General features: G+C 45.0%; 13 protein-coding genes. 1 reads left to right on the forward strand and 12 read right to left on the reverse strand.

Translation table 11 applies throughout. The annotated features are described in order from the left end of the window. From NZ043_RS01740 to NZ043_RS01770, 7 genes are all read right to left on the reverse strand, one after another. A complete protein-coding gene (locus NZ043_RS01740; RefSeq protein WP_091034755.1) occupies positions 1 to 1,233 on the reverse strand; it encodes an MFS transporter in 1,233 nt (410 codons plus the stop codon). A gap of 209 nt (positions 1,234 to 1,442) precedes the next feature. Further along, positions 1,443 to 1,883: a GNAT family N-acetyltransferase gene (locus NZ043_RS01745; RefSeq protein WP_133385804.1), complete on the reverse strand. Its 441-nt coding sequence runs from the start codon at positions 1,881 to 1,883 to the stop codon at positions 1,443 to 1,445. A 248-nt stretch (positions 1,884 to 2,131) separates the two neighbouring features. Further along, positions 2,132 to 3,031 (reverse strand): ROK family protein, encoded by a 900-nt coding sequence (locus tag NZ043_RS01750; protein ID WP_339310373.1) that lies wholly within the window; start codon positions 3,029 to 3,031, stop codon positions 2,132 to 2,134. Positions 3,032 to 3,059: 28 nt separating this feature from the next. Beyond that, positions 3,060 to 4,532 carry a glycoside hydrolase family 32 protein gene (locus tag NZ043_RS01755; protein WP_339310375.1) on the reverse strand — a complete coding sequence of 491 codons (1,473 nt, stop codon included), beginning with the start codon at positions 4,530 to 4,532 and terminating at the stop codon, positions 3,060 to 3,062. Between the two features lie 25 nt (positions 4,533 to 4,557). Then, positions 4,558 to 6,165 carry an ABC transporter substrate-binding protein gene (locus tag NZ043_RS01760; RefSeq protein ID WP_339310377.1) on the reverse strand — a complete coding sequence of 536 codons (1,608 nt, stop codon included), beginning with the start codon at positions 6,163 to 6,165 and terminating at the stop codon, positions 4,558 to 4,560. A 55-nt stretch (positions 6,166 to 6,220) separates the two neighbouring features. Then, the gene (locus NZ043_RS01765; RefSeq protein ID WP_036617174.1) at positions 6,221 to 7,102 is read right to left on the reverse strand and encodes a carbohydrate ABC transporter permease; all 882 of its coding nucleotides are present in this window, start codon (positions 7,100 to 7,102) and stop codon (positions 6,221 to 6,223) included. A gap of 16 nt (positions 7,103 to 7,118) precedes the next feature. Next, a complete protein-coding gene (locus NZ043_RS01770) occupies positions 7,119 to 8,084 on the reverse strand; it encodes an ABC transporter permease subunit (protein WP_339310379.1) in 966 nt (321 codons plus the stop codon). A 435-nt stretch (positions 8,085 to 8,519) separates the two neighbouring features. Here NZ043_RS01770 and NZ043_RS01775 point away from each other — a divergent pair, with 435 nt between their 5' ends. Continuing rightward, on the forward strand, positions 8,520 to 9,596 hold the full coding sequence (locus NZ043_RS01775) for a LacI family DNA-binding transcriptional regulator (RefSeq protein WP_339310381.1): 1,077 nt from the start codon (positions 8,520 to 8,522) through the stop codon (positions 9,594 to 9,596). A gap of 118 nt (positions 9,597 to 9,714) precedes the next feature. On the opposite strand, the gene NZ043_RS01780 is transcribed toward NZ043_RS01775, so the two are convergent. The 5 genes from NZ043_RS01780 to NZ043_RS01800 form a co-directional block, all read right to left on the reverse strand. After that, positions 9,715 to 10,533: a purine-nucleoside phosphorylase gene (locus NZ043_RS01780; RefSeq protein WP_036617166.1), complete on the reverse strand. Its 819-nt coding sequence runs from the start codon at positions 10,531 to 10,533 to the stop codon at positions 9,715 to 9,717. A gap of 165 nt (positions 10,534 to 10,698) precedes the next feature. Beyond that, the gene (locus tag NZ043_RS01785; RefSeq protein ID WP_289390115.1) at positions 10,699 to 10,869 is read right to left on the reverse strand and encodes a hypothetical protein; all 171 of its coding nucleotides are present in this window, start codon (positions 10,867 to 10,869) and stop codon (positions 10,699 to 10,701) included. Positions 10,870 to 11,068: 199 nt separating this feature from the next. Then, positions 11,069 to 12,070, reverse strand: coding sequence for an endo-1,4-beta-xylanase (locus NZ043_RS01790; RefSeq protein ID WP_339310384.1), 1,002 nt, complete (start codon positions 12,068 to 12,070; stop codon positions 11,069 to 11,071). A 240-nt stretch (positions 12,071 to 12,310) separates the two neighbouring features. After that, positions 12,311 to 12,658, reverse strand: a complete 348-nt coding sequence (locus NZ043_RS01795) for a hypothetical protein (protein ID WP_339310386.1) — start codon at positions 12,656 to 12,658, stop codon at positions 12,311 to 12,313. A 133-nt stretch (positions 12,659 to 12,791) separates the two neighbouring features. Then, a complete protein-coding gene (locus NZ043_RS01800) occupies positions 12,792 to 13,664 on the reverse strand; it encodes an aminoglycoside phosphotransferase family protein (RefSeq protein WP_339310388.1) in 873 nt (290 codons plus the stop codon). Positions 13,665 to 13,685: the final 21 nt, after the last annotated feature.

The raw sequence follows: 13,685 nt of genomic DNA on the forward strand, positions 1-13,685 counted from the left end.
TCATTTCTTTATGCTGTTTCCGCTAACTTCTGCTGTTGCCATGCCTAATCCCGGTTTATCCGCCTGTTTCACATCACTTACCCGGACTGCCCAAGCCGCTCCAAGCAATACAATCCCTGTAAATAGAAAAATAAACGGAATGCCGATCCATCCACCGAGAAAACCACCAATTAACGGTCCAAGCACAATACCGAACTGACTCGCCGTCTGACTCAGACTGACAGCCCTCCCACGAAAATCGTGATCAGCATATTTGATGATCAGGGCATTAAGCGCCGGATAGACTGCCGCAAAGAACAAACCATAAACAAATCGCAGGCTGCCAAAATAAATCAGATTCGTTGCTGTCATTTGCAGCAGACTGCCAATCCCACCGCCGATCAGACCGATAAACAGGGTTTTCTCGTATCCGATCCTTCCACCAATCTTCCCCCATCGCGGCCCCATAATGACGGTTGCCACACCAATCGCCGAGAAGACAATTCCTGCACTGAGTGTTGCACTGCCAATATCTCCGCCAATCTGGACCACATAGAGCGTCAGCACCGGTTCGATGATGAGCACGGAGGTCGAGACTAAGAGAATCAAACCGTAGATTCGCATCAAACCCGGCGTGGAAGCCGCTCTTTTCAAATCCCCTATGATCTTCGTTGGAACGATCGTACGAGTTTGTCGTGACTCCTTAACACCGAGGACCATCAGAGCCGCGAGCAATGTAATTACAGCGGATGCAATGAAACATCCCCGCAGTCCGATCCAGTGACTCAATACACCACCGGCAAGAGGACCAAGAATTCCGCCCGCAGCGCTGGCCGTAGAGATCACGCCAAGTGCATAACCCACCTGTTTCTCCGGAGTATTGGTGCCGATCAGTGTAATCGAGGCGGGATGAAAACCAGCCATGAGTCCCTGAAAGACCCTCACCGCGATAAACGTATACGGATCATACACAAAGAAGTTAGCCAGATGTGCAATGCCTAGCCCCACTCCGGAACGGACCAGCATCAGTTTGCTGCCATATTTATCAGCCAGTGATCCCCAGAAGGGTGCGCATAATCCGCTGATCAGAAAGCTGATGGAGATGGAGATACCCGACCAAGCTTCCAAGCCACTCTGGATACCGAGATCATTTTGCAGGAATATAGGAAAGAACGGAACGGATAGCGAGTACGCCATATGATTGAAAAACAGGCCGAACCACAGAATATACAGATTTCTCTTCCATTGTGGCATCTTGGCATTCTCCATACTATATAATTCCTATATAAAAAGTAGGTTATTATCCATATTAGGGTAACGTCATCGGAAAGTATAATAGAAAAGTTCAATAGACCCATTCAAGAATTAAATGAATGGGTCTGTTACGTAACCGTTACACTGACCGCTACTCAGTCAGAACGTAAATATGAAGTTAATTTTCAATACGTATGGTAATCATACTATTACTGCACTTGGACCGACATAAATACATCGACCTCATCTTCACTGTCCAATATAAATCCAAATCGTTCATACAATCGCCGAGCAGGACTTCCCTGCAAAACATTTAAAATAACCCTTTTCCCCTGAACTTCATCCTGTTCCAGCAGCATGTTCAATATCTGAGTTCCTATTCTCTGGCCCTGATAATCGGGATGTATGTAGAAATGTTCCAATAGATATGCCTCAGACTTGGGCTTCAACGCTACACAACCTACCATTGAACCCTCCACTTCAATAATCTGTGTCTGGACAGGATTGAATGTATTCCGGAAACGTTCACGTACTTTCACATCATCGTACCTTCCCAGTCTGGTTAGATCATCGTAGAGTACCAACGCTCGCAAATCAGCGAGTTGCTCTTGGTCTGCCTGTACAGCTTGACGCATTGTTATTGGGTTCATTTGTTGAATTCCTTTCCAGTGGAGACACGTTAGTTTTTGAATGTCTTATCCCACGATAGGGATAGGACACTAAAAATCATACCTTTGGCAGCTCACATGAGCAACAGCGGATTTTAGAACGTAATATATTTTCCAAACTATTTATCTCCGCAAAAAATAAAAAAGCCCAAAAAGGACGGTGCATTCTTGCTTATACAAATAAGCGAATCCGCAACCGTCCCTTCTGGGATGTAGATTATTTCAGAAAACTACGAAGCATGTGACGCTTGTGCTGCATGCTGCAATGCTTCCAGACCCAATGCGAGCGCACCACACAGACCTGCATGCTGGCCCAATCCAGGCTGGACAATATATTGGTCGATATGTTGCGTGATTGGGGCAGCATTCACATAACCATTCAGATTCCGTACAACCTGCTCCCGGATCATAGGAAACAGATGATCTTGCTGCATCACACCACCGCCCAAGATAATTTTCTGCGGCGAATGAAGCAGGATGGCCGTTGTAATCGACTCCGCAATGTAAAAGGATTCGATCTCCCACGCCGGATGATCTGCCGGCAATTCACTGCCAGGGATCTGCCAACGGGCTTCAATGGCTGGTCCTGCAGCCATACCCTCCAGACAATCGCCATGATACGGGCATAATCCGGCAAAGTGATCGTCTGGATGGCGTCTTGTGCGAATATGTCCACCCTCGGGATGTAACAATCCATGGACTCGTTGGCCCCCTGCCACAAGTCCAACACCAACGCCTGTACCAATCGTGTAATATACACAGTTGTCCAGCCCTTGCGCCGCTCCCCACGTCACTTCACCGAGCGCGGCAGCATTCACATCCGTATCCCATCCAAAAGGAACCGGAAATTCATGCTTCAAGGTTCCAATCACATTACAGTTTCCCCACCCAGGCTTAGGTGTGGTCGTAATATAACCATAGGTGGGACTATCCGGTTGCAGATCAATCGGACCAAAGGAGCCAACCCCCATTGCTTCCACATCTTTATCCCTGAAATAGTCGATCACCTTGGCAAGAGTGGTCTCCGGATGTTCTGTTGGAAAGCTGATCCGATCTTCAATCTGTCCATGCTCATTACCTACACCACATACAAACTTTGTTCCACCCGCTTCTATGGCTCCAATACGCATCGTTCTGGACTCCTTTCCTTCATTACAATTAACCTTTAGCCTTGGTTGGTGATATCTCATAGATATGAAGTGAAGAGAAGACCAGATCAGTATTTTCGGCATGAGCAGAGATGCCCTTGGAATCCACATCCGGATAGATCAGATCCGTAATAACCGCCTGACCATCATTTGCAAATACCTCCACAGATGAATGATCTACAAAGATACGCAAACTTTGATTCGCACTCGGTGCCTTTAACTCAGCTGTATGACGGCTCAGGAAATGTTCATGAAAATCGCCGATACCCGATCCACTACGATCGATATACACTTCCCCTCGGTTGGCGTCTACGCCAACGAGAGTTTCGTTGTCAGCTCCGCTTCTTAAGGCAAAATGGAACGACTGATTTGGAGTCCACTCTGCATGGATCTCATAGTTCACTAGTTGCAAAGCGTTCAACTGCTCACTCACTTGCTGAATCGAAGCATCCTGTAGGGACAATAATGGCGTACGGGCTTGCTTAAGTTCACGTGCAGGACGTTGAATCAGTATTACTTCTCCGGCTCTTGTCTCCAGAGACAGCTCCCGTGCAATGGTCATTGCTCCACGATAATCATTGGTTGGCGTCTGATTGGCATACATCCAGTTGCTCATCCACCCCATAAACAGGCGTCTGCCATCTTCAGCCGGAATGTCAGACCAACTAACTCCCGCATAGTTATCCCGGCCATGATCAATCCAGCGAATCGTATGGGATGCCTCATCTGGGACAAATGTTCTTCCATCAAAATCTCCGGTAAAATATTGTGTTCTGGATCCTTCTTTAAAAGCAGGATCTGCACCGATGCTAACGAGCATCACCCATTTCACCTGCCCTGAATCTCCATCCACTGCAAGCGGGAACAAGTCCGGGCATTCCCACACGCCATCGTGTGAACCGATCCCTTCGCCAAATTCACTTCCTAGCGTCCAATCCTTCAGATTGGGAGATCGGTACAGACATACCGTTTGACCACAAGCGATAATCATAATCCATTCCTTGGTCTGCTCATGCCAGAACACTTTGGGGTCACGGAAATCAACAAAGGACTCATGTTTTAATACCGGATTGCCCTCGTATTTAGTCCAGGTTCTGCCGTTGTCTTTGCTATACGCCAGACTCTGACGCTGAACAGGATGCTCATTTGGTACTTCCAGATGATGTGTAAAAATGGCTACCAACCCCGGCTCATCTTCGAAAAATCCAGAAGTATTGTTCCAGTCCACCACCGCACTGCCGGAGAAAATCATGCCATGTTCATCCGGTGCCAGAGCTACAGGAAGTTCCTCCCAAGTGACGAGATCTCGGGTTACCGCGTGACCCCAATGCATCGGCCCCCATGTAGTACCAAATGGATGATACTGGTAAAACAAGTGATACTCCCCATTGAAAAACACCATGCCGTTTGGGTCGTTCATCCACTTCTCTTTCGGTGAAAAGTGGTATTCATTTCTGTAATCTTGTTTAAGAATTGTCGACATTATGGTTTCTCCTCCGTACTTTTCTTTATTTGTTATTACGGTCATATCCCGCTTGTTTAATCTGTAGCCATTCTTGCAATCCAAGGCGATCCAGCTCTTTCAAGTAAGCATCCCATTCCTGATCTATTTTCCCGTTCTGATACCATTCTGTACGCAGACGTAACACGTAGGCGAAGAGATCGGTCTCGATCGTGGACAATCGATCCAGTTCATCAATGGAGAAGAACACACTTGGATATACGTTCTCCGCTTTCATATGCGGAACCATAACCTTGTCAAGAAGTTCCATCCGCCAAGCCGCATCTTCCGGTTTGGTTGTGTATTTGTCATAATAACTGTCGAGAATGGCCAATGGTCCTGCGATACTGGTTTTTTGTCTGAGCTCCACAGGTGCAGAGCCTTCCAGCGGAAGATGCTTCAGCATCCCTTTGGCTTCATCGAATTCAAAAATATTTTGCTGACTCTCATCTCCATAGGTACCCCAGTTGTTCTGCACGGATTGGAGCGGATCGTACAATTGGTCTACCCACTTCGCTGTGGATTCCAGGTTTTTATTGCTGCTGGTAATGACCATGCGACCACGATCAAGCCCTATTCCGTTTGTTCTTGTAACATTGACCTCTCCGTTAGGGCCGGCAACCGGAGGCAGAACATCATACGTATCATTCATGCCTGTAATGTTAGCCTTATCCCAAGTGAAGTACATGCCGTACTTGTTGTCCTTGCCTTTCGCAAGATACGTGTTCCAATCCTGCTGGTACGATTCAACATCCACGAGACCTTCCTGAACCAACTCATGAATGTATTTAACCGCTTCCTTGTAACCTTCATCAGCTGCCGTGAAGACCACTTTCCCATCATTGGTTACCACGGTATGATCCCAGTTCTCTCCGAGTCCAAATGCCGCAAAGAGAAATGTCAGATCTTCTCCGCCCGGTTTGTTAATGAAAGATAACGGAATTTCGTCTGCCTTACCGTTGCCGTTAGGATCTTGGGTTTTGAAGGCGATCAATACTTCTTTCAGTTCTTCGGTTGTTGTTGGCATCTTCAGTCCAAGCTTGTTCAACCATTCCACATTAATCCAGGGCAAGTTATCCACTGCCTGAATCCGTTGTTTGCCACTTCCGAGTTCTTCAATCCATGGGAATGAATAGATATGTCCGTCTGGAGCCGTGATCATGCTCTTGTATTCGGGAGCTTCCTCCAGCACCTTTTGCAGATTGGGCATATATTGTTCAATCATGTCCTCAAGTGGAATGATTGCCCCGTCCTTCGCCAGTTTCAGGAGATCATAGTCCCCGTAACCTGCATCAAAAATGGCATCCGGCAAATCACCGCTGGCCACCGCCAGATTTCTTTTTTCTGCAAACACATCACTCGTATAGTTCTTCCAGTTGATATGCACATTGGTTTTCTCTTCGAGTCGCTTGTTAATCAGCTTGTCGTTTGGATCAGCGGGAGCCAGCGGAGAGCTCTGTGTTATAAAATTCAATGTCACCTTGCCATCAGGGGATTGCGCCTCACTAGCCGCGCCGCCTCCACCCCCGCCACAGGCGGTTAGAAAGAGCATTGCAGATAACATGGAAATGGATGCCGTTGTAACGGCTTTTCTGGACTTGTTCACTTTTTTCATAATAATGACCTCCATGAGTTGGATTGGATCAACTTACTGTATCGCAGGCTGTTGACTATTTGAGGGAACCGACCATGACACCTTTTTCGAAATACTTCTGGAAGAACGGGTACATGATGATGAGTGGCAGACTCGAAATGACAATCGCTGAGTATTTAATCATCTCGGAGAGCCGTTTCAGTTCTGCCATCGCAAGCTGATCACTGATCATGCCCGGTGCAGCCTGATTCTGAATCAGAATGGAACGCAGAACGAGCTGTAACGGATGCAGGTTCGGATTATCGAGATAGATCATTGCATCAAAATAGGAATTCCATTGCCCAACGAACGCATAAAGTGCAAGTACAAAAATGATGGGCTTTGATAAAGGAATGACGATCTGGAAGAAAATCTTCATCTCGGAGGCACCATCCACGTTTGCAGCTTCTTTCAGTTCCCGAGGGACTCCTTTGAAAAAGGTTCTGGAAAGGATGATGTTCCAGACGTTAACGGCTCCAGGGATGATGATTGCCCACACCGTATCGAGCATGCCGAGATTACGTATGAGTAGATAGGTAGGGATCAATCCCCCGCCGAAGAACATGGTAATGATAAAGATAATCATGAAAAATCCACGTCCCGCGAGCCTATCATCCGACAATGCATAACCTGCAAATATGGATACGGTCACGGTGATCAGTGCAAAAGAAACCGAGTACAATACCGCATTTGCAAACCCTCGGATCATGGCTGGATTGGACAAAATCATCTGATATCCGTCCAAACTCCAGTCCGATACATTAAAGGACAGTCCACGATTCAGTAGCACCGTGGGATCCATGAATGAGGCGATAACAATATAAATCAGGGGAACAACCACAACCAGTACAGCACAGGTGAGAAAGATGGCATTGAGTGTGAGGATCAATCGATCCATTCCCGTGTGTTTAACAACCATGGATAATACTCCTTTCCTAATAGAGGCCTTCGCCTTCATTCAATTTCTTCACAATCAGATTCACCGTCACCAGCAAAATCACATTGATAACCGAGTTGAACAATCCAACTGCCGCAGAATAAGCGTAATCTCCAGACTGTAACCCCACCTTGTAGACATACGTGGCAATAATCTCGGAGGAAGGCAGGTTCATGGACGTCTGCATCAGATAGGCCTTTTCAAATCCAATGGACATAATCCCGCCAGCTGCAAGGATAAAGACGATGGCCATAATCGGACGAATCGTTGGAAGGTCAATGTGGCGAATACGCTGAAGGAGATTGGCTCCATCCAGATTAGCCGCATTATGAAGCTCCGGATCAACATTGGCCAAAGCCGCAACGTATATGATGGAAGCCCAGCCGGCTCCGGTCCAGATATCGGACAAAATGTAGATCCAGCGGAAATATTCCGGTTCAGACATGAACATGATTGGCTGACCTGTAATCCATGTGGCTAATTGATTAATTGGCCCTGTCGGTGAGAGGAAGATGAACAGCATACCCACAACCACAACAACCGAGATGAAATTGGGTGCGTACAGAAACAATTGAATATTTTTTTTGATGCCAGCTCTGCGTACCTGATTCAGCATGAGTGCCAGTAAAATGGGCACCGGGAAACTGAATATCAATCCCAAAAAGCTGAGTTTAAGCGTATTCATTAAAATGATATCGAAATTGGGTGAAGCTATAAATTTCTCAAAATGCTTCAGTCCTACCCAATCACTACCCATGATGCCTTTGATCGGACTGAAATCCTTAAACGCAATGATGGCTCCGTACATCGGAATGTACTTGAAGATAAGAGTCAAAATTAAGGCTGGTGCAAGCAACATATATAAAAAGTAATTTTTTTTGAGCTGCTGCAACCTATGACCGCTTGTCGTCCTCACTTTCAGTACCCTTCCTTCGCCCTTTTTGCTGTCGGCTATGTTATCCATCACGATACCCCCGTTCATTCTAGAAGTTGACAATTGTTTTCAGTAAGGGCTTTCAATATTTACAATTGCCTATTTAATAATTTACAATTTATCAGGTTTCAACGGATTTAGTCAATACGTTTTGTAAAAAAATATTTGTGCATTTGATCATTTTATCTTTGCATTAATGTAACTAAAGAGGATTAAATTTGCATATATATAGCACTGAATCGTTAATACCAGCATAGATATTTCTATATCATTACTGTAATAGATCATCATTGTTACACTAATTAACGAAACTTCTGGAACAATTATGAAAATAGAATTCGCTTATCTAAATGTAAACACAATTGTGCATTTGTAAAACAGAGATTGCTATTTGTCCCGTTCTATTATACATTTGACTTAGAGAAGAATATGGATGACTATTGATGATTAGAGGTGAAGCATTAGATGGCAAAGGAAAAAGTCACGATACAAGACATCGCTGATGCTTTGGGGATCTCCAGGAATACGGCTTCCAAAGCATTAAATGATAGCGGAAACATCCCGGATGAGACCCGAAATCGTGTAATTAAAAAAGCAATTGAACTTAAATATAAACAGTTTGCCTATATGGACAATGAGCATGTTCTAACCAAGCCTCCGGGCAATATCGCCCTGTTAACTGAAAACCTGCCTAATACATCTCACTTTGGTTCATTGTTAATCAGCGGTTTGGAGAAAAGAATCAGTGCGGAGGGATACAATCTCTCGATTCATATCGTGCGTGAAGACGATCAAGATACACTTACACTTCCCAACAATTTTGATATAGCCAAAGTAGACGGCATTATTTGCATTGAATTATTTGATCTGGAATATACAAAGCTGATTACCGATCTGGGCATTCCCACCATCTTTATCGATTGCGCTTCCAACATATGTTATCCCGAATTCCAAGCAGATTTGCTACTCATGGAGAATGAACATAGCATCTACCAGTTAACCAAAAAATTAATTGAGAGCGGCTACACAAGTATCGGATTCGTCGGGGATTACAATCACTGCAAGAGCTTTAATGAACGATGGGTTGGATATCAGCGTGCTATGCTGGAGGCGGGGTTGCAGGTCGACCTCTCCCATTGCATCGTAGATAATGATCGCCTGTGTTTCTCCAAGCCAGGATGGTTGAACCAGCGAGTGGCAGAGCTGACCTCCCTACCTTCCGCTTACGTATGCGCTAATGACTTTATAGCAGTTGATCTGATCAGGGCGTTAAAAGACAGAAATGTCGCTGTGCCACAGGATATTGTGATATGCGGATTCGATAATGCACCCCAATCTCGAATTATTGAGCCAGCATTAACAACGGTTCATATTTACAGCAATGAGATGGGCATTAAGGCTGCGGAGATGCTGTTATCCCGGATTAATAGCCCCTCACAACCTTATCAGGTCTCGCACATTGTGACCAAACCCATTATCAGGGAGTCCACGCCAGCAATCATGGCCGATCATTCTCAGATGGTTCATAGTTCTGCAAAATAAAAAAAACGTATGTCTCACGAGTAACAGCTCGTGAAGCATACGTTTTTTTGTGTTTTCGATTTGGTTGGATGAAAACTCTATCCTATCCATCGTGGCCTAGATAGAAATCATCTCGCGATTAGATCTCTTTCAAGATGCCTTTTACCAAACCAATAAAGGTTGTTTTCACTTGCGCAGCCACTTCAATAACTTCATCATGACTTAACGGCTGATCCAGAATACCACAGGCCATGTTGGTCAAGCAGGAAATGCCTAGTACCTTCATACCGCCATGGATGGCAACAATGGCTTCAGGTACTGTAGACATCCCCACTGCATCCGCACCCATCGTACGAATCATGCGAATCTCCGCTGGTGTCTCATATGCCGGGCCACTCCACCATGCATAGACACCTTGCTGCAAGCCAACATTCTGCTCTTCTGCAACCTTAAGGGCAATACTGCGCAGTTCGCGGTTGTATACCTGTGATACGTCTGGGAAACGAACCCCCAGTTCGGCGTTATTCGGCCCCATCAACGGATTATTGCCTACCAGGTTAATATGATCTGTAATGAGCATCAGTTGACCCGGCTCAAAGCTTGTGTTTATGGCTCCGCAGGCATTGGTGATAAGCAATTGCTCGACACCCAGCGCCTTCATGATGCGGACAGGGAAAGTCACTTCGTCCAATGTAAAACCTTCATAATAATGAAGACGGCCTTTCATCGCTACAACCGTTTTGCCCATCAGTTCACCAATAACCAATTCATTGGCATGACCGATAGCCTCCGATTGCGCGAAATACGGAATATCTGTATACGGGATAACGGTCGCATTTTCAATCTCGTCCGCGAGCGCTCCCAGTCCCGAACCCAGAATCATGCCTACGGCTGGTTTGGTATGGATTCGGTTTAATATGTAATCTCTTGCTTCCTGAATATGTGCGGATTGATGCATAATGATATCCTCCTGATGATCTGAATTGAGTTAACAAAAACTGAGGTAATGAGGTGCTACTCATCAAGTGTAATGAACAATGGTCTTGATGTAAATGGAAGCTGTTCTATATACAATAAAAAAACGACCCTATGCTCCAGAATCGTTTAAAAACATGGACATCCCCTAATCCAATGTATATTTGTTTCTACTTTTCATGTAATCGATTGTCATGATCAGCAACAGCATGAATGTAGCAAACATCAGCGGTTTGGCAAAAGTACCTTCTTCAAAAATATAATAACTAAATGTAAAATTTCCGGCAAAAGTAATTAAATAGTTTCGGATGTAATCCATCTTCTCATCTCATTTCAGGAAAGAATTTGGTTCACCATTTATTCTACCCTATCACATACTTCCATTTAAAACCATATTTTTATGATCCACACAAATCAACGTCACTAATCATGCACGAGATAGCCGTACTGTATAATCTATATTGAGTAAAGCAAAAAATCGGCCACATCGTGACCGATTCTCTCCACTTCCCTGATGTTCAGGACATAGGGTTAATGATACGCCAAAATGATTCCTTAGGCTGCAACTGCTGATCAAAAACAAAGGGCCAATTTTTGCGCCCACGAACCGGGAAATGGTCCAGCCAGGTGTAATTGTCCGCTACTCCCCAGAACGTCACAGAGGTAATGGATGATTTATACTCACGGAACAAATTGAAGATTTCTTCATATCGACGCTCCTGTAGCTCAGCCATCTCCGAAGTTGGCGCGATGAGGTCCGTTCGACGATCCTCATAACGAAACACGGACATATCCAGCTCGGTAACATGCAACTGTACATCCAGTGAAGCATAACGCTCAATAGCCATTCGGATCTCCTCAATCGAAGGACCATGAATATTCCAATGCCCCTGCAACCCAATCCCGTGTACAGGCGCTCCCTTGTCCAGCAAAGACCGAACCAGATTGTAGATCTTCTCCCGTTTGACCGGATCCGTCTCATTGTAGTCATTATAGAAAAGAAGCGCATTTGGATCAGCTTCATGAGCCATACTGAACGCTTGCAGCAAATAATCTTCCCCCACCAGTTCTAACCACTTCGTGTCCCGCATGAACAGGTCGGTCTTATCTTCAATAGCTTCATTGACGACATCCCATGCATATATTTGCCCCTTATACCGACCTACTACCGTATCGATATGTTGCTTCAAGCGAGATAATAACAGCTCTCTGGAAGCAGGAGCACCTGAGGTATCTTCAAAAACCCATTTCGATGTTTGATTATGCCAGACCAAAGTATGTCCGCGAACCGCAATTCCTTGGGCAACGGCAAAATCAACAATTTGATCCGCCGCCTCAAATGTATAACGATCCTCTTCCGGGTGAATTTCTTCGAATTTCATCTGATTTTCAGCCGTGATGCTATTGAAGTGTTTGGCGATAAATTCCCCTTCGGACTGCAACATTCTGGTATGTACAGCAGCACCTATTTTAAACGTATTAGCGTACGCAGCATGTAGTGATGGAATTTCTATTGGCATTTACAATTCCTCCCTGCCCATTTTTATTCATCATATCGTTTGTTGAATGCGCTTACAATGAACAAATTATACTTCTTCCCCCTCATATTTAACTAATTATGATCCTGGGCCCTGTGCGCAAAACAAAAACACCTCCACGTTTGTTCCACTGCTCATCGCAACAGAACGATTTCTTGGAAGGTGTTATGTGATCGCGATGTTCCGTTTAATTCAACTCATATACGAAGAGGATATGAAGCGTTACAGCTTGTCCACCTGTAACAACGTCACCTGTTTCACGGTGCATGCCGGGTTAATTTGCTCCTCGGACAGAATGTTTAGCTTAATCAGGCTTTTCAGCTTATGGCTGTCTACCTTGGACAACAATCGCCAGATGTCCGGGTCTGGAAGAGAAGCATACAGCTTCTGATCATCGTATTCCTTCCGGTTCTGAAGCACTGTTTTCACGGTGTAACCACCAACCTGCGTCTCATACACCCCTTGTTCTGCACAATACGCAACAATCTCATCTCGTAGTACAGACAACTGCTGCTCAATATTTTTTTGCTGCTGCTTCAGGTCAAAGTAAGTTTGCACTTTCTGCTCCATATCGATCACGCTCCTCTACTATCATAGGTATGCGAGGATCGCTAGTTTAGGACTGGCTGTTTATTTTATTTAAAAAGTGGTCTTTCTATTACTTAATCGTATACTGACGTCATTTTATATCCCCGTATTATGATTACAGCAGGTGTTCATTCAAATATGGATTATGGAAAACCATGCTGTGAACCCTTTCCATTACATCTGGCCCCATGGGTACATCCCCAACGCGCCTTAACAGAATCCAGCGCAGGCAAGCTATTGCTCCAAAAACCTGCTCCTCTTCCAGCGTGTACGTATAACTTGCAGAACGTGCAAATTGAGCGTGATACATCTCGCCGTAACTTTCCCCATTATAGATGGTGATCAGAAACACAGACCATGCCATATCGTACCTTGGATCACCGTACTGCCCATTAGTCCAATCGATGATGGTGTAATGGTTGTCCATCTCAAGAATGTTTCCCAGATTATAATCGCCATGAATCAAGCGGTCCTGTCTGATCTGAACCTGCTGGATCAAGTTTTCCAGAAGATCATTTATATCGTCATGTAATTCAATTTGAGGAAAAAAGTATTGAACAAAATCGTACCTGAATATGTATTCTTCATCTTCTCCAGTCCCCACTTCATTCACCGAATAACGATGGACCTCCATTAATCGCTCAGCCAAATGTGTCAGTTTGGTTTGTGTTAATTGGGTAACCGGCTTCCCATCATAGCTCGTTAACAGCAATTGATTCTCTTGCTCGTCTAATCCCCAACCGTAGGGTTTGGAAACACGAATTCCACTTTGATAAAGCTTGGACAATAATCGATATTGTTTGGCGATATCCGGTTTGGAATCCTTGTCCCAGACTTTCAATACGTACCGCTGATCACCCATTTCGATTCTCATCACACTCGCTTCCAGTCCAGGTGACAAGGGAGTGATCTGATACTGCTGTTCAATCATCTGCTGAACACGCTCATCCAGTTCTATCCAACTCATCTGGCTAAGTTGAATCGTCATCGTTCTCCTCCTTCCATGTTA

The organism is Paenibacillus sp. FSL k6-2145, assembly GCF_037976585.1.
Taxonomy (GTDB): domain Bacteria; phylum Bacillota; class Bacilli; order Paenibacillales; family Paenibacillaceae; genus Paenibacillus.